The organism is Niabella yanshanensis (assembly GCF_034424215.1).
Lineage (GTDB): Bacteria > Bacteroidota > Bacteroidia > Chitinophagales > Chitinophagaceae > Niabella > Niabella yanshanensis.
In genome coordinates this window covers 3451981-3476512 of record NZ_CP139960.1, presented here as the reverse complement: position 1 = coordinate 3476512, position 24532 = coordinate 3451981, and the positions used below count along the sequence as shown (strand labels likewise).

Sequence of the window (24532 nt, the reverse complement as noted above, 5' to 3'; positions counted from 1 at the left end):
GATGCTACTTTAATTTTTCTAATATGATTTCGTTGGTCTTTTTAGGATCGGCTTTACCTTTTGTACGTTTCATCACTTCGCCTACAAATAAAGCCAGCAGTCCTTTTTTGCCTTTTTTATACGCAGCGACCTTATCTGCCAACTGCTCTAATACAGCATCTATTACGGGTTCCAGTTCAGAAGAATCCGACTGTTGGATCAGGTTATTTTGCTCGGCAAGTATGGCAGGCGCTACCGTTGGATTTTGCAATAATAAATGGAACAATTTGGTGGATGCAGTTGAAAAGCTCAGTTTCCCATCGTCCACACATTGAACCAGGGCCGCAATCTGCTCAGGCTTTAACTCAAAATCGTTGATAGATTTTGAATGCTCGTTCATCCAGTTTTTTACCGGCCCTAATAACCAGTTGGCTGCTGCCTTATAATTTTTTGTATGCTGAATAGCTGCCTCAAAATAATCGGCTGTTTCCTTTTCCTCGGTAAGCACCAACGCATCGTATTCGGGCAATTTGTATTCCGAACAATAAATTGCCACGCGCTCGGCTGGTAAAGCAGGAATGGATGCCCTGATCTCCTTAATAAAGTCATCTTTCAGATCGAAAGGAGTCAGGTCCGGATCAGGAAAATAGCGATAATCTTCCGCATCCTCTTTATCCCTTATAGCGAAAGTAGTGCCGTTGCCGGCATCAAAGCTTCTTGTTTGCTGTTTAATAGTTTCACCGGCCTCCAGCATATCGATCAGGCGTTGCGCTTCGAAATCAATCGCGCGTTTTACATTCCTGATAGAATTCAGGTTCTTTACCTCTACTTTAGTGCCCAGCTGCTCATCCCCTTTCTTTCTTACAGATACATTGGCGTCGCAGCGCATGCTGCCCTCTTCCATATTACCATCACAAACGCCCAGGTAGCGGACCAGTTTTCTCAGCTCGCTTACATAGGCAAATGCCTCATCGCTGCTACGCAGATCAGGTTCTGTTACGATTTCTATCAGGGGCGTACCTGCCCGGTTATAATCTACAGCGGTGTTAAACTCATTCACATCGTGCAGGCTTTTACCAGCATCTTCCTCCATATGGATACGATTCAACCGGATATTTTTTTCTCCGGCTTCCGTTTTAATAGGTACAAAGCCCTCTTTACAAATGGGGGTTGTATGCTGGGATATCTGGTAACCCTTAGGCAAATCAGGATAGAAGTAATTTTTACGGGCAAAATAGTTTTTCTTTTCTATTTCGCAGTTACAGGCCAGTCCCATTTTAATGGCATGGCCGATAGCCTGGCGGTTCATTTTGGGCAAAGTACCCGGGTGCGCCAGGGTAATGGGGCTGACATGTGTGTTAGGCTCTGCTCCAAACGCAATGCTATCCCCGCAAAACAATTTGCTTTGCGTCAGCAACTGGGCATGAACTTCAAGCCCTATCACTATTTCGTATTGTTCGTTCACTGTACTCATGGAAGGTTGTAAAAATAAGACGGATTTCTTATTTGGGGTTTGAAATTTGAAAAAGCCGGTTTAACCCCGGTATTAAGAAAAAGCCGGCAGTATATCTTACTACCGGCTTTCGAAACCCTAAATCACAAACTTTTTTAAAAATGCCTGAAAATTCAGGCACTTTACCTTCAAAAACTATATTTAAACAACAATCAGAAAACTCTTTTTGTTTGCTTAGAGATCGGCTGTTTTTAGCTTTTTGCTAAAAACAACGTCTATTTGCTGCGATTTCCCGCTACGGTCTACCTTTAACTTTAATGTAGAACCTGCTTTGCTTCTACGGGTTTGCACCAACAGGTCCTCTGTTCCTTCCACAATATCTCCGTTAGCTTCTGTAATCACATCCCCCTCTTTTAAACCAGCCTTATCTGCATCAGATCCTTTTTCCAGTTCAATAATTTTCACACCGGTTCCTTTTTCGACATCCTGGATTTTAACACCTAATTTGGGTCCTGAAGGATTGATACCGAACGCAGGTGCTCCGTAAATCCTGAAATTGCCGTTCCGGTTGTTCCAGCTTCCACTGTCATCGTTCCTGGGGATACGCGCCATCAATTCATCAAAATTAATATCGGGACCTGAAAAATTCGCACCATTTCCATTGAAAGCCATTACCTGTGGAGCATTCCATTTAGTTAATTCTGCTACTGCTGTAGCTGATTTTCCATCTCTTTTATAATAAATGGTAACCTTATCACCAGGCTTTTTATCTTTCAGGCTTTCTGATAGCTGATCGGGCGCTTCTATTATTTTATCATCCACTTTTGTAATAATGTCCCCCTTCTGTAAACCAGCCTTCTTGGCACCTGTTTCATCATTCACACTCATTACTTTAACCCCTTCATCGCTTTTTTCGGTGGTAACGCCTAACATAGCCTTATTAGGCGCACGAAAAACCCGGATCTGCCGATTCATATCGCCGGTTTCGTCATCAAAGCCTATCTCCGGCGACCAGCTAAAAGTGTTAGCGTCTTTAATTTTTAGCCGCTTTACTGTGATATCACCGTTGTCATTTTTATCTACCGGCTTTCCATTTACGGTAATATTTTCTCCGTCCACCACAATATTCAATTTTTCACCTGCATTACCCTTTTTAGTGATAATAATACGCTCCTGCTCTTTAGGTTCGGCATTCTCCTTCTGAGCCAGTAGGATGCCCGGCAAAGCCACTGCAGTAAACAATAAAATTTTTTTCATGCCTATTTTTTTCCCTTTTATAAATTTAAAAGATCTACGTCGATCTTCGTATTTCAAAGATAAAATAAAATTCCAAATACGAAGTGTTTCGGAAGTGTTAAAGATTCATAACATCATATGGGTGTACTAGCTTTCTGGTTTTGAAAGTTCGGCGCCACATTTCTTACAAAACCGGGCGTCCGCAGCATGATTTCTATTTTGGCATTTGCTGCATACCCTGTCGTCGTTATCCATATCCCGGTACTGAGAAACCAGTGATGCCGACATAATGCCTGTAGGAACCGCAATGATGGCGTAACCCAGTATCATAATAAAGGATGCGATGATTTTTCCAATAGCTGTTACGGGCGCCACATCGCCATAACCAACAGTGGTAATGGTTACGATAGCCCAGTAAATACTCTGGGGGATGCTATGGAAACCAGGGTTATGGTCATATTCCAATACATACATTACTGATCCGAGGAAAACAGTAAGTAAAACAATAAAAAACAGGAATACCATGATCTTATTGAAACTTCTTATCAGCGCAAACATCATATACCGGCTTTCATCCAGGAACCGCACCATCCGGAAAATCCTGAATACCCTTAGCAAACGGAAAGAACGGATGATCATTAGCATATGCCAGTTGGGCAACACAAACTCGAGGTAAGATGGCAGGATCGCGAGCAGGTCTACCACTCCATAAAAACTTTTGGCATAGCGTTTTGCCTCGCGCACGCAATACAGCCGAAGCAGGTATTCTACGCTAAACACCAACATAAAAAAGTAGTCCAGTATATTAAAGATCTTATCGTATGCAATAGCAATTGACTCTACACTTTCGAGGATAAGCAGGATTATATTGGCCAATATTAAAATAAAGAGCCCAATATCAAAGGTTTTACCGGCAGGAGTGCTGCTCTGGAAAATAGTTACATAAAGCCAGTGCCTGAAGGTATTTTTTTCTTCCGGTGCGTTCTGGTCCTGCAACACATCATGCTTGTCGGGTATTAATCTAAAGAGAGACATAATAGTAAGATACTTAAGAGTCAGCTATATAATTTTTGTACGCGCTCACTAAAGTATACTTTCCGTTTCTCTTTAGCTAAATATTTCATGGTGATTTCATTGCCCTGCTGATCATGCTCCTGCTGATAGGCCTTAAAATCCTTGTTAGTCCCGGCTCTTTCCAGGTTATGGTAGAAGGTTTTTGCATAGTTACGCACTGCGGTTATTAATTTACTCAATGCCTTTGGAGGAATTTTGCCCGCTTTGCTCAACGGATGTATACCTGCCCGGTACAAAGCCTCCACCCTTATCTTATTACCTGCGCCCGAAAAGATCTGTTGATCCATTAATAACGCGGCTATCTCTTTTTCCGGTTTTTTACCGATCAGGGATTTAACATAGGCCGCATCAAAACCACTACTCAAAATATCGGTGCGCGGATCAAAAAGATCCTCTTTGCTTTCTATTTTTTTGACACTCACCACATAGCCGTTGATTTCTCCTTTGGCAAATTCCAGGAAAAACTTCCGGTTTACCTTTTTGCGTTCATTGATCAATACGTCGCCAAAAAGTCCCAGGTGGAGCTGCACCACGCCATTCGTAAAAATAAAATACAGGTGCTTGCCATGGGTTTGTACCTCCTTTAGCTTTCGGCCATTGATCCAATCAGTGGGCATTGGCCCATATCCGCCGGCGCGCTTTACCGTTTTGCCTACAAAAGGCTGTAATTGCTTTTTTAATAGTAGAATGGAAGGACCTTCGGGCATACAATGTTTTTGTAGAGTGAAGCAATTTTTACGCCTAAAAGAAAACCTCACGACCGTAGGTTCGTGAGGCTTATAAGATCAATATTTCCGTTGGTCTATAACATGCTTTTTACTGCTTCAATTACCTGGGGCAATTGTCCTGCGTCCTGCCCGCCGGCTGTTGCCAGGGTTTTCTGGCCGCCACCACCGCCTTTGATCAGGGGCGCAATATGTTGTTTAATGATCTGTCCCGCATCCAGGCCTCTTGCAGCGACTACATTGTCGGCAACGCTTACCGCTACAAATGGCTTGCCGCCGATGTTGGCGCAAAGCACGATCACAAAATCTTTCAGATGATTTTTCAAATCGGCGCAAAGTTTTTTCAGTGCGTCGGCATTGCTTACTTCTACAATATCGCCGATGAAGTTTACCTGGTTGACGATCTCATCTTTTTGCAATAACTCATTACGAATACCAACCAGTTCCTTTGCTTCCAGTCGTTCCACCCTTTTATCCAAAGTTGTTTTTTCTGTAGAAAGTTTTTCGATCGCTTTCAGTGGCTCTTTGCTTTTCAGCACTTCGGTTACCTGCTTGTATTCGTCCAGTTTCTGCGTCACAAAATCAAAAGCTGCCTGACCGGTCAGGGCTTCAATACGACGTACACCCGCTGCTACAGCGCCTTCGGAAGTAATGATAAACAAGCCAATACTACCGGTTTGCTGCACATGGGTTCCACCGCAAAGCTCAACAGAGAAAGCCGGATCGGCTGTCACCACCCGTACGGTATCACCATATTTTTCACCAAATAATGCCATCGCGCCGAGCTTCATGGCTTCATCTTTCGGCATCTCTTTGATCACTACCGGGTGATTCTCCCGCACTTTCCGGTTAACGATCTGCTCTACCTGTTTAATTTCCTCATCGGTAATTTTCGAAAAGTGGGAAACGTCGAAGCGTAACACTTCCGGCGACACCATTGAACCCTTCTGGTTCACGTGCGTACCCAATACCTGTTTTAAAGCTGCATGCAATAGATGGGTTGCGGTGTGATTATAGGTAATACGGGCACGCTCTTCGGCATTTACTGATGCCAATAGCTCTAATTCAATCTGACCAGGTAGTTTATCTGTAAAATGAATAATGAGATCATTTTCTTTTTTGGTATCGGTAACCAACACTTTCTCCTCACCAAACTGTAAACTTCCTTTATCCCCAACCTGGCCACCACTTTCGGCATAAAAAGGAGTGGTTTGCAATACCAGCTGGTATTGTTCCTTTCCTTTGGCTTTTACCTTACGATACTTTACCACATGTGTCACCGCCTGCAGCTGCTCATACCCGATAAAAGTGGAAGGCGTTTCTTCGGTTACCAGTATCCAATCCTCCGTATCGACGGCCGTGGCAGCTCTTGAACGATTTTTCTGCTGCTCCATTTCGGCTTTAAACCCTGCTTCATCCACCTGCAGGTTATTTTCTGAGGCGATCAGTCGCGTCAGATCTGCCGGGAAGCCATAGGTATCGTATAGTTCAAAAGCATCTTTACCATTGATTTCACCACCGGTTGAAGCCTGAACAATATCATCAATTCTTTTCAGTCCTTTCTCCAGTGTTCTTAAAAATGAGTCTTCTTCTTCTCTTATTACTTTAGTTACAAACGCCCCCTGTTGTTGCAGCTCCGGAAACACAGTTGCAAATTGCGCTGCTATAACCGGGATCAGTTGGTGTAATAAGGGCTGTTTATAATCTAAATAAGAGTAATAATAACGAACGGCCCTGCGCAGGATGCGGCGTATTACATAACCGGCCCCGGTATTGGATGGCAATTGCCCATCGGCAACAGTGAAACTGATGGCACGGATATGATCGGCCAGCACCCGGAAAGCAACTGCCTGCTTGCTGTCGCTAAAATCATATTGTTTCCCGGTAATTTTTTCTATTTCAGCAATAGTTCCGGTAAATACGTCTGTATCGTAGTTGCTGGTTTTGCCTTGCAGTACGCGAACCAGGCGCTCAAAGCCCATACCGGTATCCACGTGCCTGGCCGGCAAACTTTCAAGGCTGCCATCTTTTTTACGGTTGAACTGGATGAATACATTGTTCCAGATCTCTATTACCTGCGGGTGGTCTGCATTTACAAGGGTTTTACCGTCAACTACTTCCCGCTCATCATTCGGGCGACAATCTACATGTATTTCGCTGCAGGGACCGCAGGGACCTGTATCGCCCATTTCCCAGAAATTGTCCTTTTTATTTCCTTTTAAGATGCGCTCCGGGTTAATCCAACGGGCCCATTCATCATAAGCTTCCTGGTCGAAAGGCAGCCCTTCTTTTTCGTCACCTTCAAAAACGGTTACATATAATTTATCTTTATCAATCTTATACACTTCGGTCAGTAACTCCCAGCTCCAGGCTATCGCTTCCTTTTTAAAGTACCCGCCTGCCGGACGCCCGCCCGTTCCGGTACGGACGGGGGCAGAATCACCAAAGCTCCAGTTGCCCAGCATTTCAAACATGGTATGGTGGTAAGTATCTACCCCTACTTCCTCGAGGTCGTTGTGTTTACCACTCACCCGTAAACATTTCTGTGTATCGGCTACCCGTGGATTGGGACTTTTTTGGTTACCCAGGAAGAAGTCTTTAAACTGGTTCATTCCTGCATTGGTAAACATGAGGGTTGGATCATTTTTTACTACAATGGGAGCCGAAGGCACTATATGGTGTCCTTTCGTTTTAAAAAACTCAAGAAACTGTTCACGTATTTCGCTGCTGGTCATCTTATTATTTTAAGGGTCGCAAAGATACGGCTAGAAGAGATTGTAAGTTTTAGCTACCGGATATTAAAGATTCATCAAGAATTTTATTTAAGGTATAATAATATATCAACAAATCTCACAGAAGACTGCCGTTCATCAAAAATCGATTTTCCTTTGATCTTCAATTAGTAAATTCGCTTCATTCGAACACTAAATCACCAATTTATAACACATGCAAAGAATTTTGACTATTTCCTTGTTAGCATTGTTGGGCCTGCACACTACGGCCAGCCATGCGCAAAGAAGGACCAAGAAGAATCAGCCAGCACCTGCTGCAGCCAAGGCTGACTCTACCAAACGGCCAGTAGTAGGTCCGCCCGGCCAGCCTAAACCCTATAAAGAAGTAATTACCGGCAAAGCCATTTCCACAAAAGGAATGTTTACGTTGCACAAAATAGAGGATAAGTACTTTTTTGAGATCCCCAATGACATGATGGAGCGTGACATCCTGGTGGTATCGCGTCTTTCCAAGGCCGCCGCGGGTTTTAGAACCGGAGCCAGCTATGCCGGAGACCAGATCAACTCCAGTACTGTGCGTTTTGAAAAAGGGCCCAATAACAGGATTTACCTGAAGCGTACTTCCTTCCAGGAAATCGGACGCGACAGTACCGAAGGCATGTACCGTAACGTAATGAATAGCAATATTCAACCGATTGGCGCTTCCTTTGATGTAAAAGCATTGTCACCTGATAATTCGGGCGCCGTAATTGATGTGACCGACTATATGAATGGCGATAACGATTATTTCTTCTTCTCGCCGGTTATTAAAAAAATATTGGGATTGGGCATGTTGCAGTCAGACAGGTCTTATACTTCAACCATAAGAGCTTACCCTACCAATATAGAAGTGAAGACGGTAAAAACTTATATGTTTATGCCGGTTTCCCAGCCGGGTACGCCTCCTAACCCTTACGCAGTGGCGTCTCCTTTAACTTTTGAGCTGAACACGTCCATGGTATTACTGCCCAAAGTACCGATGCAGCCCCGCTATTTTGACGACAGGGTTGGGTACTTTACCACGCAGAATATTACCGACTTTGATGTAAATCCGCAAGGCGTTGACCGCTACCGCTATATTGCGCGTTACAGGTTAGAGCCTAAAACTGAGGACATTGAAAAATACAAACGTGGTGAGCTGGTGGAACCTAAAAAACAGATTGTTTATTATATTGATCCTACCACTCCTAAAAAATGGGTGCCTTACCTGATACAAGGCGTTAATGACTGGCAGATAGCTTTCGAGAAAGCAGGCTTTAAAAATGCGATCGTTGCCAGGTTGGCCCCCACCTACGCTGAAGACAGCACTTTTAACCTGGAAGATGCCCGTCACAGTGCCATTATTTATAAACCATCTGATATTCCTAACGCAAGCGGACCTAACGTACACGATCCACGCAGCGGGGAGATCATGGAAAGTCATATTAACTGGTATCATAATGTAATGAGCCTGGTGCGCAACTGGTATATGATCCAGACTGCCGCAGTTGATCCGAAAGCACGTAAAATGGAGTTTGACGATGAGCTAATGGGTCAACTGATCCGTTTTGTAAGCAGTCATGAAGTAGGTCATACTTTAGGATTAAGACACAATTTTGGCTCTTCTTCTACAGTACCAACCGAAAAGTTGAGAGATAAGGCCTGGGTTGAAGCCAACGGACATACCCCATCTATTATGGATTATGCCCGCTTTAACTACATTGCGCAGCCAGAGGACAATATTGCGCAAAAAGGCTTATTCCCGCGCATCGGCGACTACGATACCTGGGCTATTGAGTGGGGCTATCGCTGGCATCCCGAGGCAAAAAATGCAGACCAGGAAGTGGCGCTGCTGAACAAGATCACTATCGACAGATTAAAAAATCCGCGCCTTTGGTGGGGTGATGGTGAAGGTAACAGTGGTGACCCAAGAAGCCAGACCGAAGATTTGAGTGATAACGCCATGAAGGCAAGTACCTACGGCATTAAAAACCTGAAACGCATTATTGTAAACTTACCGCAATACACTTACCAGTCTACTAAAGACTACACCAACCTGGGCACCATCTATAACGAGATCGTAGGCCAGTTTGGAAGATATATCGGCCATGTTACCAACAATATCGGTGGTGTTGAACGCACACCCAAACGCGTTGAACAAACCGGTTCGGTATACCAGTTTACTGACAGGTCAACACAAAAAGAAGCCATGGCATGGTTACAGAGCAATGTATTTGCAACCCCAACATGGATCATACAGAAAGATTATGCAGCTTTGACCGGGCAGGAGCCTTTAAGCGTGATATCCCGTGTTCAGGACAGGGCTTTAAATATTCTCGTCAACCCTTCTACATTGGGCAGACTGATCAGCGCGGAAGCCCGGGTAGGTGCAAAAGCCTACGCGCCCACAGAAATGCTTAACGATGTAAAGAAATCGGTGTTTACGGAGTTAGCTTCGCGTAAAGCGATTGACGTTTATCGCAGGCAGTTACAAAAATCTTACGTGGAGAAGCTGATCACACTAGCCAACCCTTCAAAACAGGAACAGGCTTCGTTATCCAGAGGCGGCGAGATCAATTTTGCCACCAGCGATATTATGTCGGTGGTAAAAGGACAGCTCCGTTCTATATCTGCTGAATTGCGTACCGCAGCAAACAGCTATGGCGATGCTGCTTCAAAGAATCATTTACTGGATTTACAGGACAGGATCAAACAGGCTCTGGAGCCTAAATAATATATAGCCGCTTTGCTATATTTTAAGGCGATGGATTTATTCCATCGCTTTTTTCATGCAGGCCCTGAAAAGAAAAAAGGTCCTTCCGTAGAAACGGACTGACCTCTAACGATTGCTTGCCATATGAAAAATTGTAATAAAATCTATTTTGCGCCTTTACCTCATTATCACCCCCTCACCATACAAAGATAATATATACCTATTTGTTTACATATACCAATTATTCGGTATTACTGCATGTCAAATAGGTAACCGTCTATCAAAAAACCTTACTAAACAACTAATTCGGAGTTATTTTTCAGTTATGTTCAACAATATTTATTGTTTTTTTTACTATTAAAGTTATTTTTGTTTAAATGCCGAAGAAGCCGAGCGATATATTGTTTCAATTGATTCTTTCTTTAGAGAAAGCTGAGAAAAGGCACTTTAAATTGTATATTACCCGTAGTTCGGGTAATGAAGATCTAAAGATCATCAAGCTATTTGATGTATTGGATAAAATGGACGCTTATGATGAAAAAGTGCTCATTAAAAAGATGAAGGGCGTTACCAAGCCCCAGCTATCCAATTTAAAATCTCACTTGTATAAAGAGTTGCTGGCAAGTTTACGCTTATTAAAAAGCAACGACAGCCTTGACCTGCAATTAAACGAGTTATTCGATTCTGCACATATTCTTTACAAAAAGGGATTATTCTTTCAAAGCCTGCGTGCAATAGACAAAGCAAAGGAAGTGGCGCAAGTGAACCAAAAATTCTTCTTTTTACCGCTTTTACTATCCCTGGAGAAAAGAATCGAGGCATTGAATGTAACAGACACGTTTAAAACACGTATCGACGAGTTATCGGAAGAGGCCAATGAAGCCAACCGGAAGCTGGATATGATCACCCGGCTTTCGAACCTTTCCTTGCAGATGTACGGGTTTTTTATCGCCAACGGCCATGCCCGCAATGAAGATGAGGAAGAAAAGGTAAAGAAATTCTTCAGGCAATCGCTGCCCTCAGGCTCGGGACAGCAGGAAGGTTTTTATGAGAGACTTTACTATTATCAATGTTATACCTGGTATGCATTTATCAGGCAGGACTTTTTAATGTATTATCGCTACGCACAGAAATGGGTAGACCTGTTTAAGGAGATGCCGAATATGATGCGCGTAGAAACAGGTCACCTGGTTAAAGGTTACCATAGTCTCCTTAATGCCCACTTTGATTTACGCAATTATGCGGAGTTAAGGGCCGTACTAAAGGAGTTTGAAGAATTTTCGCAGACCAAACGGGTGCAGGATAACGAAAACTTTACCGTCCAGTCTTTTGTTTATATAGCCGGCGCCAAGATCAATTTCTACAACATCACCGGTTTATGCGATGAAGGGTTAAAAGCCATTCCGCAAATCGAAGAAAAAATGGCGGAATATGATCTCTTCCTGGATAAACACAGGGTAATGGTGATCACTTACAAGATCGCCCTGCTCTACTATCTATCCGGGGATTACAGCACCTGCATCGACTACCTGCAAAAGATTATCAACGATTCGTCTGAATTAAGAACCGATCTGCAATGCTACGCCCGTTTGATGCATTTACTGGCGCATTATGAGCTGGGCAACCTCGAACTGATGGACTCTTTAACCCGTTCGGTATTCCGCTATATGTCGCGCATGAAAAATCTGACGATCATTGAGCAGGAAATGTTCCGCTTTTTGCGTAATTCCTTCAAGTTTACCAGCCGCCAGCTGAAGCCCGAGTTTGAGCACTTCCTGGATAAAGTGCAGCACCTGGAAGGTAACCGTTTTGAAACCCGTTCATTAGCTTACCTGGATATCATTTCATGGCTGGAAAGCAAGGTGGCCGGCAGACCTATGCAGGAGATTGTTTATAACAAGTACCTCAAAAGCAAAAGAAGGGTAAAAGAAGATCATCCTGATCTTTAAGATGCATTACCAATCCGCCGGGTTAATTCTTTTGAAGGAGTAATGTAAGAATGCGGGGTACAGTCGCTTTGTCATTATCATCAAAATACTCTGATATGCTTGCTACCCGGAACCCATTACCGGCAGCGGCGCGGGTAAAATCAGAAATATGATGGTTGAAGCAGTTGACGATGGCAGTCCCCTCTTCGGTTTCAAATCTTGCCTTAGTTCCTGCATACTGTTTAAAAGGATGCAACTCTCCTATATAAACATAACCCTTAGATGATAATACATGTGAAAGCTTTTCAAAAATATCATCCAGGTTTTCTATATGTTCCAGCACCAGGCTGAAGGTAGCCAGATCATATAAACCTTCGGCAAAGGTCCAGTCTTCTGTTATATCGGCTTGCCTAAAGCTTACATGCGATGCGTCTATCTTTTGCTTTGCCTTTAACAGCATTTCTTCTGAAAGATCAACTGCTGTTATATGGCGCGTTTTAGTCAGCAACCATTGTGTATTTTTACCGGTACCACAACCTATCTCCAAACACCGGTCAAAGGTCCTATCACTCAGGGTTTCTCTTAATGATATGGCCTCCAGGTCTCTGGTCCGGTTTTTATTAGTGTCATATTGATGCGCCCATACATTGTAGGCATTTCTTACATCCATACTCATTGTATTAATTCTCAAAGATACGTTGAGGTTGTCTATAGGTGAAATACTATAACAGCTTACTATTGTCTAACCATGCAATTTCAGCTTTTATATTTATCCTTGCCTGTTCTTCATATTTGTCGTAAAAGAAATCAGTTTTAAAAATGTGCGTCATTTGCAAAAAGTCCGATAACACTTTTTTGCGGCCCCGGTAATAAATGGCATCAGGATATCCCCGGTATTCCTTCCTGATATTATTATTATATGCTTTATAAATATCCGGAGCCTGTCCCAAAACAGACAGGTCTGCATCAGTAAAATAATTAACATCAGGGCTATCATTTACCTCGTGCGACCGGGTAGCCATGATACAGCTCGCTACAGCCCCGATAATGAAACCAGGAACTGAGATTTGCTCCATTCTTTCCCTGGCCAAAATAGCGCTTTGCTCTTCGTTGTCGGATCGAAGGGGGTCGTAAATTATATCATGGTAATAAAGAGCAAAAAGCACAGCCGGCCAATTCTCTAATCGCGTTCTAATAGCGGTAAGCTCTTTCAGGAAATTATTAAGATGCAAAATGGTGTGATAATGCCGGTGTGGCTCTGCATAACAGGTGTTGATCTCGTCCCAGTATCGATCTGTTATTCTGCTGTTATCAGTATAATTTATGAGCAACAGCTTAAATGAATTTTCAAGCATTTCATTCTTTTTTTAAAAATCTTTTGCTTTCACTGTAACATTATTTGAATTTCTGCGAATTATATATAGCAAGACGGAAATAATGCATTAGTCCTCTAAATTATAAACAAAGAAACAAACCATGGTTGCATACCATCAGGAATTTCACCCGGGCAAAACCGCTGTTTACCGGTAATTTAAGTACTGTTTACCATTTAGCTGTTGACCCAGGCCCTGCACCAGGCGTATGTTTGTGAAACAATTAAAAAATAATTAAACTTAATAAAATGAAAACTTTAATTCTTTCTGCCGCCATGATACTGACATTGGCTTTTAATGCTGCTGCTGTTGAACCGGTAACAGAGAAAGCTGAAAAAACATTCAACCAGCTTTTTAAAGACGCTGATAATGTAAAATGGACCAATACAGGAAATACTTATGAGGCTTTTTTCACCAGTGACGGCATTAAGTCCCGCGCAACTATCGACGCTAAAGGCAACCTGATCCAAACGATTCGCTACTATGGCGAGAGCAACCTTCCTTCTAATGTGCTTTATGCCATTAAAAAGGAATACAAAGGTAAAGAGGTGTTTGGTGTAACTGAAGTGGCTAATAAAAACGGCGTTAATTATCGCATCGTTTTAAAAGACGACAAATCATACACTCATATCAATGCTAACAGCATTGGCGATACTGAGTTAGTAGCAAAATATAAAAGAGGCGATAAATAGGCTTCGACACGATCTCCGAAGGTTTGAAGAACTCCTTTGGACAGCCTGACAATAGGCTGATTTAAATTTTTCTCATGTAAAACAACGGAGGGGGTATTCTTATCTTCTCCCTTTTTATTTTATAGGTTACCCCGGTATTAACTTTTAAAACTTACGTGTGTCATAAACAGAGCATCCCTGCCACTTATATTTGTTTTGTACTTTTATTGATAAAACACATCACATGAAGCCGGATTTAAAACAAATGCTCTGGGGCCTGATAGTTATCTGTACCTGCCAAAGTGTGAAAGGCCAGTCCAATCTTTCAAAAAAGCAAAGACCCAATATCGTTTACATCATGAGCGACGACCATGGCTACCAGGCCATCAGCGCTTATGGTTATGGACTGAATAAAACCCCTAATATTGACCGGCTGGCAAAAGAAGGTATTTTATTTACCAGGGCCACGGTTACCAACTCGCTTTGCGCCCCCAGCAGAGCTGTGCTGCTTACAGGCAAACATAGTTTTGTTAATGGCAAGGTAGATAACGAAGCCCGGTTTAACTGGAACCAGGACAACTTCGCCAAGCAATTACAGCAGCACGGCTATCAAACCGCATTGATTGGTAAAATACATATGGATGGCTTGCCCCAGGGCTTTGATCATTCCGCGGTTTTGATTGACCAGGGTGAGTATTATAACCCAAACTTTATTGTTGACGGCACAAAGAAACAGCTACAGGGTTATGTTACCGACCTCACTACCGACATGGCTATCGACTGGATCAAAAACCGGGACAAGGAAAAACCTTTTTGTTTACTATACCACCAAAAAGCCCCTCATCGCGAATGGTTACCGGCACTCAGGCATTTGTCTGCCTATACCAGTATGACCGTGCCTGAGCCTAAAACTCTTTTTGATAACTATGCCAACAGGGGTTCTGCAGCCCGTACTGCGGAGATGAATATTTTGAAACACATGAACTGGGCCGGTGACAATAAGATCCCGCCAGCCCTTATGGATGAACTAGGTATTAAAGAATACCTGAACTGGGATAAAGCCGCTTTTAATAACAACCTGGGTCGCATGACGCCTGCAGAACGGGCAACCTGGGATAGTGTGTACAATCCCATTATGGCTGCTTTTAAAAAGAAATACCCTTCAATGAACGACCAGGAACTGACGCGTTGGCGTTACCAGCGTTATATGCAGGATTACCTGGGTACCGTTGCAGCAGTAGACGATGGTGTGGGTCGCATGCTTGATTTCTTAAAGGAAAACGGGCTGGATGAGAATACTATTATTGTCTATACGTCTGACCAGGGCTTTTACCTGGGAGAACATGGCTGGTTTGATAAACGCTTTATGTATGAAGAGTCTTTAAGAACACCTTTATTGGTGCGCTACCCGGCTGAGATACCTGCAGGAACCCGTTCGGATGCATTAGTGCAGAACCTCGACTTTGCTCCTACCCTGCTTGATTATGCCGGCATAACCGTTCCTAAAGACATGCAAGGAGCGTCTTTTAGAAAACTGGCGGGGGGTAAAGAAAAGAAATGGAGGGATGTAATCTATTATACTTATTATGAGTATCCCTCCATCCATATGGTTAAAAGGCATTATGGTATCCGTACCGATCGTTATAAACTCATCCATTTTTACTACGACGTAGATGAATGGGAATTGTACGACCTGGAAAAAGACCCCGAAGAATTGAATAATGTATACAATGACCCAACCTATACCGATGTAAAAAAGACGATGCACAAAAAGCTGACAGCAACAAGAAGGCATTACAAAGACTCGGAGGAGAATGATCAGCGTTTTATGCCCAAAGCAAGGCGCAAATAATTAACCCATCGCCGGGTCGCTGATAGAATCTTTCCCATTCTCCACCCGTCCGGCATATCTTCTTTCGAAAACCTTATCGTTATCCTGCACAACTGAAAAGTCGTACCAACCCCCGGCCTTATCAACCGGCAAAATCAATACAACTGTTGATTTTGCCGATACCGTTCGTTTAATAGTTGGCTGACCATAACTATTGTCTTTTACCTGCACGGCTATTGCCTTGCCTGATGAATTATTGATGGTTAGCCTAACCTGTCTTTTCTTTTTAACAGTGATCAGCTCGTAATCGCACCTGGTGCTAATTGCAGGTGTATTGCTCCCTCCCTTTAGCTCACGAAAAAAGCCATTGGGTCCAAACAAAGCGAAATGATAAGCTGCTGCTGCAAATCCATCTAATGGAACTTCATATTTCAATTGCTCGCCCGGCGCTACAGCAAATGACCAGTTGCGGTTTATTATCTTTTCGGCCCCATTCGTACTCAGATAAGGTTCATAAGCATACAACACTGATGGAAACCCGGCAGACCGTTCTTTAAATAATGTCTTTCCTGCTCCCAACTCAAACTGCATCCGGTTATTTTGAATGGTGCCCTCTGCGTACATCTCATAAGGCAGAGCTGAAGATGGCTTGGTGCCTGCTTCCTGCCTGAAATATTTTTTTGTAGCAGCAGGATTTTGCTTTAATTCCTCCTCTGCTTTTTTATCTACGGGATGTATGCCTTCGGGGGCTGGCGTGTAACGGGCTTCATCTACCTGTTGCAGGTATATATCTCTTTCCAGGAAATCGGGCTGCTGCATTTTTTCACCGTCATAAGGCCGGAAAATGGAAGACAGATCTCCGCATACCGCCCGCCTGAAATCCGAAACATTATTTAGCTCCAGCTTTTTACCGGTTTTACGCGAAGCAAATTTTTCTATGAACTGTACAACAGAGGTATGGTCAAAAACCTGCGAGTTTACGTAGCCCCCTCTCGACCAGGGGCTGGCTACCACAAACGGCACCCGGTATCCGAGGCCAATAGCATGTTCGCGTGCATTTTTTTGAGACACTTTTTTTTGATGAATTTCATCATCCATGGTTACAAACTCATTGGCGATATTACGGATACCAGCAGAAACTGCTCCGGTATCAGGATTTCTATAATCGGGAGCAACAAAGGGTAATACATGATCAAAATACCCATCGTTCTCATCGTAGGTTAAAATGAAAATCGTTTTCTTCCAAACCTCTTCATTATGGGTAAGAATATTCAATACCTCCGATACATACCAGGCGCCAAACCAGGGAGCCGAAGGATGATCGGAGAAATATTGCGGCGCTACTAACCAGCTTACTGCGGGAAGCTGACCGTTTTTTACATCGCTCCTAAAATTGGCCAATACGTCTGATTTGGGAACACGCATTTTTCTTCGGGTTCCTTTATGCTCATATTCTATTTCTTCCAGGCTGTGATAGTCGGGGTCGGCCTCATTGGTTACAAAAGCATTGTTGTGTAAAGCTTGTTCATGATCGCTTAGGTTCTTTTGAAGTTCTTCGCGGCAACGATCTAATTCTTTGATGTAGTATTTTTTTCTTTCTTCTAAGCCCTTCCATACACGCTGTGTTTTTTCATCCTCTGGATTTTTGTCGAGGCGCTCTTTTAATTCTGCCAGGCTTTTATCGTACCCGGCAAGTTTACCGCTAAGATAATTCTCATATTTTTTCGACCGGCGTACATGATATTGGGAAAACCACTCCAGGTCGTTATCTGTAAAATTGCCTAGCCATGCATCTTCCTCATCGCTGAGGCCGGATGGAATGCTTAGTTCATTCTGGTACACTTTCCATGATATGCCATTTTCCTGCAACAGTTCGGGCAATGTGGCCCAGCTTACTTCTGCATTATGATCGGCTTCATTATTTCGCACCAGGGCCGGGTTTTCAGCCAAGCCATCTTTCCGAAGCGCACCCGACCAAAAGTAAAGCCGGTTAGGCGTAGTTCCGGTTAAAGAAGAACAGAAATGCTGATCACAAATAGTAAAGGAATCTGCCAGGGCATAGTTAAATGGCAGGTCTTCGCGGGTATAATAGCCCAGTGTCATAGGCTTATCCTCAAAACCTTTGTAGCCCGTTTTTTTGGCAATCAGCCACTGATCATACTGGCCCTGGTTTCGAGCATCTACCTGGTCTTCCCAGGAGTGGGGCAATCCGCCCATCCAGGTTACTTTTGTGTTCTGCATATCCAGCCGGAAAGGCAGGTAAGAGTTATTGTCCTTGTTGGTTTGCAGCCATACAGGGTTGCCATTTGCCAGCCTGAGCGCCCGGGGATCATTAAACCCCCGCACACCCCGAAGCGCACCAAAACAATGATCAAAGGAGCGATTTTCCTGCATCAACAATACAATATGTTCCGCATCTTCAAAGGTGGAACCCTTTGCCGGGTTAATGGCCATTGCCTTTTGAATAGAGCCGGGGAGCGCGGAGAAAACACCCGCGCCGCCCGCCAATAGTCCTGTTTTTTTTAAGAAATCTCTCCTCGAAAAGTCTATTGCCATGATACACTAAAATTATACTATTAATCCCTTACTTAAGTAGCCACATTGTTTCGTTTACATTATCATTACCACTGTACTGGCTTTTAATGGCAGCATCCAGGTTTTCGCTGTTATTCGTTAGTTCTGTGGAAGGATACAGCCAGCGAAGCGGGAACTTTGTAGACGGCGTATTAAGATTGGTAGCCGGGTTTAAAACAAATTCAGGGTAACCTGTTCTCCTGTTTTCGTACCATGCATTATAATCACAGTTCTGTAAAAATCCCGCCAGGTATTTTTGTGTAATGATCTGCTTGATCCGGTTTTCAATACTACCTGTTAATGCAACACCTGCGGTCAATGGATATCCGCTTATATAAGCATCGTCCATTGTCACACCGTGCCTGTATGCCACCGGCGTGTAGTTTACCAGGAACTTCATAGACTGCTGTATACCCGCTGCATAGTAAGCCTGCGCTGTTGTGCCCGATACCCAGCCTCTTATGGTAGCTTCTGCCATCAGGAACTTTACGTCCCATACACAAAGCAAGCCTACGGGTTCTGCATTAAACAACTCCACATATCGTTTATTAAAATCTGAGAAATTACCCGCATTATAGGTCGCCACGATATCCGCCATTGTATTGGAAGGTTCAAGGCCCAGGTAAGAGTCATAGCTTGATGCAAGGCCTCCTGCAGCAATTTTTGCTTTAGCTGGTTCGGCTACATAAAACAAGCGCCGGTCCTGGTTGGCTTTTAAAGGGTTAACAAATGTTGTGGTTAATGCGGAATAAATAATAAAAGGGTTGGTTTGAACAGGAGTATTGGACCAGGGATAACAACTTCCTGCAGAATTCTTATATTCTACCGCAAAATTATCTGTATAATCTTCCATCAATGGCCGCTCCGCTACAATTTTCTGAAAACGACCTATTACATTCAAATCGGCATCAGCTGTTTTTTTATGCAGGTTCATCAAAACATGGAGCTGGAAAGAGTTGACCAGTTTTCTCCACTTGGCAGTTTTCCCTCCATAGATAATATCTCCCGAAAAATCAGCACCGGTTTTAAAGAGCTCATCAGCCTGGTCCAGCTCATTTAAAATGCCCTTAAAAACCTCTTTTTGACTGTCGTACTTTGGCTTGATATTTTTATCAGACTCTCCCTTTATGGCTTCTGAATAAGGTATATCGCCTACACGCATGGTTGTTTGAAAAAACTGCCATGCCCTTATAAAATGACCCAGGGCAGTATATGAATTCTTTAAGGCTTCAGACGGAGCATTGGCAATCATGGGATCTACATTACGTAATACCGTCAACCTGTTAAAATCTATGCGTCCAAACCGGTTGTACTGCATGGATTCAGGACCGCCTTCTTTCCAGATAGTGTATTTGCTCAACATGAACGGTTGTGCAAATGCCTTTTGTGTGCTGATATCGCTTACGGTGACAGATCCCAGCATGCTGGTAGCCAGCCATTCCGACCGGGCAGTAGTGGTGGTGTCCGGGTTCGTATTAATCTGATCAAACTTGCTGCAGCTTATACATGTTGCACTGATAATGCAGCATAGCAACATATATTTGTATATAGAACGGTTCATAGTATTGTTTTAATTTTCTGTAACTTGATTATAGACCTAACTTAATATTGAAACCAACCATCCTTTGGGAAGGTGCATTCAGGTCCTCTGTATCCCTGTCCGGATCGGAAAACTTAAACTTCGTTACCAATAGTACATTCTGAGCGGTTAGCGAAATAGAAGCATTTTTAATTTTAGAATTGCCCAGGAAAGATTTAGGTAACTGGTAACCGATGGAGATCTCCCTTAATTTGGCAAAGCTTTCGCTCATTACGCCATGCTCGCCTTTCCCGGAAATGTCCTGCATGTAACTCTGGTAACCTACCGCTACATCGTTGGGCGCATACTGGCGCGTATCGCTGGTAATATTGCCATACTTATCATACTTTACTTCACCCGAAACTACTTTTACTCCGCTTCCCACATAGTTTTTTAATCCGTTTACCACTTCGTCATAACGAAACTCGTTATCAGTGTCTGGATGTACACCCGTATCAAACATTTTATCCCAGATATAATTGTACATCAGACCACCAATGCGGCCGTCGATAGAAATGCCAAAAATGATGTTCTTCCAGTTAACGGTGTTTGAAAAACCGAATGAGAAGTCGGGATCGCCATAACCGATCTGGTATTGGTAATCGCTTTCTACCGGGTAACCGTTCTGGTGAATGATATTACCATTGAGGTCTTTAAGCAAAATCTCTCTTTTATACGCATCGTACCGGCCTCCTATTTTAGTAAACGCATCATCGGTAGAATAAACAGGGTCTAAGGTTTTATAATAGCGATGCTGGAACGACCAGTTGATCAAAGAGTTCCAGGTAAGGTTTTGGTTTTTTATAACGGTTCCATCCAGGGTGATCTCCATACCGCGGCGAACCAGTTGCTCGGCAGTATTGATTAGTGTGGTACCAAAACCGGATGCAGAAGAGATAGCCGGTGTTATCTTCCTGTCGAAATATAGTTTATTGAAATAAGCAACATCCAAACGAAGCCGCTGTTTAAACATATAAGCCGCTGTTCCTATCTCCCAGGTTCTTTCGGTAGTTGGCAGCAGATCAAGTGGGTATAAGTTATTGGGATAAGAAGCTGCAACATTGCCTAATACAGATCCCGGCGTATATGCCCTGTTGATCTCATAGATATTTGCGGGATATTTGGAAACGGTCCATGAACCTCTCAATTTCCACATATTCACCCATTGCGGCAGGTTTAAGTATTCTGAAAGAATAAAGCTACCGGCAACTGAAGGATAGAAGTAAGAACGTTCTGTTTTAGGCTGTGTAGAGAACCAATCGTTCCTGCCCGTTACGTCAACAAAAATTGCATTATTCCAGGAGAGGGTTGCTTTCCCGTAAACGCTGTTTACCTGTGAGCGCTCAAAGCCAAAGTTGGTTACAATTGCATCCTCGCCTAATACCGTAGAAGGAATAGCATTCGCTAAGGAATACCAGCCCGGTACATTTAAACCGTTACGGGTACGCGAGCCCTGCTGACGGAACTCCAGGTAGCGCATAGATCCACCACCCAATACATCTATACCAAATTTGCCAAGAGTTTTTTGATAACTTAATATCGCATCAGTGGTAGAGGTAAAGCCCCAGCTTTGATGCTGTCCGTAAAGACCTTTTGCATTCCAGCTCCAGCTCATAGCACCCCGACGATCAGGGTCCAGGCGAAAGTTAATATTCTGCCCTCTCGTAGAAATAGCACCTATGGCGTTCCTGACAATATCTTCATCTTTAAAATAATCATACCCGCTACGAAGCATCAATTTCAGGTCTGGTGTAAATTTGTAATTAGCCGTTAGGCTGGCATTGAATAAATTCTGGTTCAGGCCCCATAACTTTTCGTAAGCCATGTAGTAAGGATTATCATACCAGTTCTTGTACAACCAGTTTTGTTTTTGATCTTTAACGGCCCAATAATCCTTGTATTGAGAAAGATCGTATTCGGGCCCGGTCCACATCAATATTTGGTACAGGTACCCCTGATCACCATAGCCTGATCCCCATACGTTTGGCGCTTCCTTACGGGTATAGCCCATATGCGTTTCCAGGCTAAACTTGTTGCCGGCACGCATTTCTCCGCTCATCGTAAAGTTCGTGATCTTTAATGTTTGATTGGGGAACTGCCCTTTATTATAAATGTGGTTGATGCCCGCGCGGAAATAGCCATTATCGCCTGTTTGCGTAACGCTGACATTGTTATTGGTAACAAATCCCGTTTGCATAAAGTTCTTCAGGTTATCTTTCCCCCGGGTAATCAGGGGCATCATTTCTTCTTTTTTGGTAACAGGATTCCACTGAAGAGCACTGTCGCCAATATTCAGTTTAGGTCCCCAAACATAATCGTCCGTTATTTTACCATTTTCTCCATGTCCATAAGAGGTTTGCACTTTGGGAATAGTAAGGTAGCCCAGTGTAAACATATTATTGCTGTTAAAATCAACCGACAATCCCTTGCCTTTTCCTTTTTTGGTACTGATCATCACCGCACCATTTTTACCATCGGCACCATACAATGCCGCGGCTGTCGGGCCTTTCAAAAAGTCGATGCTTTCAATATCATCTGTTGGTATATCCCGTAATGTAACATTGGAGTATTGAACACCGTCGATAATAATCAATGGCGTTTCTCCACGCATTTCAAGGTTGGGTTTGCCATTAAACTCTGTTGAGTTTTTTACTACCAACCCTGCTACTTTTCCGGTAAGTGAAGTACCCAGATCCACTCCTTTTACGGTTTGCAGGCTTTGGCCTCCTACTTTCTGTGTTGCATAGCCCAGGGCTTTTTCCTGGCGCTTAATACCCAGCGCCGTAACAACAACCTCGTCCAGCGATCTTTCCGCATCCTGCAGTACCACATTAACTGAGGTCTGACCGTTCACTTTCACCGTTTGCGATTTATAGCTGACATGTGTAAAAGTCAGCGTCGCATCTTCGTTCACTTCTATACTGTATTCTCCCTTTATATTGGTGACTGTAGTTATCCCTTTATCAGAGGTAATCGTTACTCCGGCTACAGGTTCTCCTTTATCATTTGCCACCATTCCTTTTACAATAATAGTTGCTATGGTTTTTTCCCGCACCACAATAAGTTTGTCATTCAGCTTTTGAAATTCAAGCCCAGTGCCATCCAGTAATGTAGGAAGCAGGTTGAGTACCGGTACATTCTCTATTTTCAGTGTAATGGCAATTCTGTCAACAACTTTGTTGCTAAAAGCAAAACGGTAATCCGACTCCTTCTCTATCGTTTTAAGAACGGAGGACAGTTTGGCCTTGTTCAAATTGAGAGAAACTGTTTCCTGCGATCGAAGTGTTGTTGCTGCAACCTGCGTAGCCGTCAGGCATAGCAAGGCAATACATAATTTCATAAACAACAGTTTTTTAAGCAGCCCAGGGAGCCGCCTATTCAAGTAAGCATTTTTTTTCATACTTTTATTTTGGTTTTAATTAAAAGGTGGAAGGCTTTTCCCTTCCATTTTTCATTACCGGGGAGGAATGGCCGCAATCCGTTTCTCCCTTTCTGTTGGCGATCTTTTTTTTACATGGCTTATTTATTTATAATGATTGTGTTTCCTTCTTTTTTGTAGGAAAAGGGGTAGGACAACTGCAAAGCTTTTAATATTTCGTCAATGGACTCGTTAGTAAAATTAGCAGAATACATATACTGCTGAACCTTTTGGTCTGGGATAGTGATTGTAACACCGAATTTTCGCTCCAGTATATTTTTAATCTCATCCAAAGATTGCCCCTCAAAAATGAGCAATTCTTTTGTCCATGCTGTTTCCACAGCCTGTTTCTCATTATAGTAAGACAAAGGAACTACCTCTCCCCCCATATCTTTGGCAATTGCAGTCAAAGTAGAAGAATCGGCTTCGGTTGTAAATTTTTGATTTACTTCTAATGTTTTATACACTTCATCTTTCCCGTTTTTATTCACGATGATTTGCACACTTCCCTCTATCAAAGAGGTTTCGCTTAGTCTGTCATTTTTATATGCTTTTACATTAAACCTTGTTCCAAGCACTTTTACTTTATAGTCTTTTACATGTACTACAAAAGGCAGGTTTTTATTATGTGTTACTTCAAAAAAGGCTTCTCCATCCAGGTAAACGTCCCGGTTACCAGTACCGAACCCTTCATCAATTTTTAAAGTTGAGCCCATATTCAGGGTAACGGCGGAGTTGTCCGGCAATACCAATGTTTTGAGCTCACCCGGTTTCGACTCAACAGGTATTTTTGTTGAAACAATTTTTTCTATCGGTTTTTCATTGCTATTAACAGACCGGCTGGTCTGGTAAAAAATACCCAAGGCCATTACCCCTAAGACAATCATCGCTACAGCCCAGGCCCGTTTTCTTTTAAAAGAATTGTTGCGCTCTGTATCAGGAACCGGGTTTAATTGTTGAACTGTAGCTTCCGGCACATAAAGTGCATGCCCGCTTTTTTCATCGCCGGCAGACAGCTCATTTTGCTTTTTCTGCAGCATATATTTCAGCCCCAGCACCAGCAGCCGCGCTTCTTCTACAACCGGGAGCGCATCCGGATGCTGTTCCAGGTATTCATCCCAGAATGACCTGTCATCCGCATCCTGTTGCATGCAGTAAGCAATAAATGAGTCGTTGATAACCAGGTCTTCTACAGAATAAAGCATAATAGCAGCGCTCCGTTTAATTA

At 43.1% G+C, this 24532-nt stretch carries 15 protein-coding genes; 4 read left to right on the top strand and 11 right to left on the bottom strand.

The features are described 5' to 3' along the window. Positions 1 to 4: 4 nt before the first annotated feature. The 5 genes from gatB to alaS all read right to left on the bottom strand — a co-directional run bounded on the left by gatB (position 5) and on the right by alaS (position 7202). Positions 5 to 1453, bottom strand: a complete 1449-nt coding sequence (gene gatB, locus U0035_RS14495) for an Asp-tRNA(Asn)/Glu-tRNA(Gln) amidotransferase subunit GatB (RefSeq protein ID WP_114793196.1) — start codon at positions 1451 to 1453, stop codon at positions 5 to 7. Positions 1454 to 1666: 213 nt separating this feature from the next. Continuing rightward, a complete protein-coding gene (locus tag U0035_RS14490) occupies positions 1667 to 2689 on the bottom strand; it encodes a PDZ domain-containing protein (RefSeq protein WP_114793197.1) in 1023 nt (340 codons plus the stop codon). A 126-nt stretch (positions 2690 to 2815) separates the two neighbouring features. Beyond that, the gene (locus tag U0035_RS14485) at positions 2816 to 3703 is read right to left on the bottom strand and encodes an ion transporter (RefSeq protein ID WP_114793198.1); all 888 of its coding nucleotides are present in this window, start codon (positions 3701 to 3703) and stop codon (positions 2816 to 2818) included. Positions 3704 to 3723: 20 nt separating this feature from the next. Then, positions 3724 to 4449, bottom strand: coding sequence for a DNA-formamidopyrimidine glycosylase family protein (locus tag U0035_RS14480; RefSeq protein WP_114793199.1), 726 nt, complete (start codon positions 4447 to 4449; stop codon positions 3724 to 3726). Between the two features lie 95 nt (positions 4450 to 4544). Beyond that, positions 4545 to 7202, bottom strand: a complete 2658-nt coding sequence (gene alaS / locus U0035_RS14475; protein WP_114793200.1) for an alanine--tRNA ligase — start codon at positions 7200 to 7202, stop codon at positions 4545 to 4547. A gap of 211 nt (positions 7203 to 7413) precedes the next feature. Here alaS and U0035_RS14470 point away from each other — a divergent pair, with 211 nt between their 5' ends. Further along, positions 7414 to 9951, top strand: coding sequence for a zinc-dependent metalloprotease (locus U0035_RS14470; protein ID WP_114793201.1), 2538 nt, complete (start codon positions 7414 to 7416; stop codon positions 9949 to 9951). Between the two features lie 356 nt (positions 9952 to 10307). Next, the gene (locus U0035_RS14465) at positions 10308 to 11879 is read left to right on the top strand and encodes a hypothetical protein (RefSeq protein WP_114793202.1); all 1572 of its coding nucleotides are present in this window, start codon (positions 10308 to 10310) and stop codon (positions 11877 to 11879) included. Between the two features lie 22 nt (positions 11880 to 11901). Here U0035_RS14465 and U0035_RS14460 read toward each other — a convergent pair whose 3' ends face one another. Beyond that, positions 11902 to 12528 (bottom strand): class I SAM-dependent methyltransferase, encoded by a 627-nt coding sequence (locus U0035_RS14460; protein ID WP_114793203.1) that lies wholly within the window; start codon positions 12526 to 12528, stop codon positions 11902 to 11904. A gap of 52 nt (positions 12529 to 12580) precedes the next feature. Beyond that, a complete protein-coding gene (locus U0035_RS14455) occupies positions 12581 to 13213 on the bottom strand; it encodes an HD domain-containing protein (RefSeq protein ID WP_114793204.1) in 633 nt (210 codons plus the stop codon). A 266-nt stretch (positions 13214 to 13479) separates the two neighbouring features. On the opposite strand from U0035_RS14455, the gene U0035_RS14450 reads away from it, so the two are divergent. Together U0035_RS14450 and U0035_RS14445 are read left to right on the top strand one after the other, a co-directional pair. Further along, positions 13480 to 13923, top strand: coding sequence for a hypothetical protein (locus U0035_RS14450; RefSeq protein WP_114793205.1), 444 nt, complete (start codon positions 13480 to 13482; stop codon positions 13921 to 13923). 223 nt (positions 13924 to 14146) lie between these two features. Then, positions 14147 to 15754 (top strand): sulfatase family protein, encoded by a 1608-nt coding sequence (locus U0035_RS14445; RefSeq protein WP_245957848.1) that lies wholly within the window; start codon positions 14147 to 14149, stop codon positions 15752 to 15754. On the opposite strand, the gene U0035_RS14440 is transcribed toward U0035_RS14445, so the two are convergent. From U0035_RS14440 to U0035_RS14425, 4 genes are all read right to left on the bottom strand, one after another. Next, positions 15755 to 18289, bottom strand: coding sequence for a phosphocholine-specific phospholipase C (locus U0035_RS14440; RefSeq protein WP_114793206.1), 2535 nt, complete (start codon positions 18287 to 18289; stop codon positions 15755 to 15757). It abuts the gene before it with no gap. Positions 18290 to 18317: 28 nt separating this feature from the next. After that, entirely contained in the window at positions 18318 to 19868 is a 1551-nt protein-coding gene (locus U0035_RS14435) for a SusD/RagB family nutrient-binding outer membrane lipoprotein (RefSeq protein ID WP_245957849.1), read from the bottom strand. 28 nt (positions 19869 to 19896) lie between these two features. Next, positions 19897 to 23226, bottom strand: a complete 3330-nt coding sequence (locus U0035_RS14430; RefSeq protein ID WP_245957850.1) for a SusC/RagA family TonB-linked outer membrane protein — start codon at positions 23224 to 23226, stop codon at positions 19897 to 19899. 179 nt (positions 23227 to 23405) lie between these two features. After that, on the bottom strand, positions 23406 to 24509 hold the full coding sequence (locus tag U0035_RS14425) for a FecR family protein (RefSeq protein ID WP_114793208.1): 1104 nt from the start codon (positions 24507 to 24509) through the stop codon (positions 23406 to 23408). Positions 24510 to 24532 lie beyond the last annotated feature (23 nt).

Bases quoted from the DNA above. Each gene is read 5' to 3' on its own strand.
- gatB (WP_114793196.1), bottom strand. From the start codon at position 1,453: ATGAGTACAGTGAACGAACAATACGAAATAGTGATAGGGCTTGAAGTT.
- alaS (WP_114793200.1), bottom strand. From the start codon at position 7,202: ATGACCAGCAGCGAAATACGTGAACAGTTTCTTGAGTTTTTTAAAACG.
- U0035_RS14425 (WP_114793208.1), bottom strand. From the start codon at position 24,509: ATGCTTTATTCTGTAGAAGACCTGGTTATCAACGACTCATTTATTGCT.
- U0035_RS14490 (WP_114793197.1), bottom strand. From the start codon at position 2,689: ATGAAAAAAATTTTATTGTTTACTGCAGTGGCTTTGCCGGGCATCCTA.
- U0035_RS14445 (WP_245957848.1), top strand. From the start codon at position 14,147: ATGAAGCCGGATTTAAAACAAATGCTCTGGGGCCTGATAGTTATCTGT.
- U0035_RS14450 (WP_114793205.1), top strand. From the start codon at position 13,480: ATGAAAACTTTAATTCTTTCTGCCGCCATGATACTGACATTGGCTTTT.
- U0035_RS14485 (WP_114793198.1), bottom strand. From the start codon at position 3,703: ATGTCTCTCTTTAGATTAATACCCGACAAGCATGATGTGTTGCAGGAC.
- U0035_RS14440 (WP_114793206.1), bottom strand. From the start codon at position 18,289: ATGGCAATAGACTTTTCGAGGAGAGATTTCTTAAAAAAAACAGGACTA.
- U0035_RS14480 (WP_114793199.1), bottom strand. From the start codon at position 4,449: ATGCCCGAAGGTCCTTCCATTCTACTATTAAAAAAGCAATTACAGCCT.
- U0035_RS14465 (WP_114793202.1), top strand. From the start codon at position 10,308: ATGCCGAAGAAGCCGAGCGATATATTGTTTCAATTGATTCTTTCTTTA.
- U0035_RS14470 (WP_114793201.1), top strand. From the start codon at position 7,414: ATGCAAAGAATTTTGACTATTTCCTTGTTAGCATTGTTGGGCCTGCAC.
- U0035_RS14455 (WP_114793204.1), bottom strand. From the start codon at position 13,213: ATGCTTGAAAATTCATTTAAGCTGTTGCTCATAAATTATACTGATAAC.
- U0035_RS14460 (WP_114793203.1), bottom strand. From the start codon at position 12,528: ATGGATGTAAGAAATGCCTACAATGTATGGGCGCATCAATATGACACT.
- U0035_RS14430 (WP_245957850.1), bottom strand. From the start codon at position 23,226: ATGAAATTATGTATTGCCTTGCTATGCCTGACGGCTACGCAGGTTGCA.
- U0035_RS14435 (WP_245957849.1), bottom strand. From the start codon at position 19,868: ATGAACCGTTCTATATACAAATATATGTTGCTATGCTGCATTATCAGT.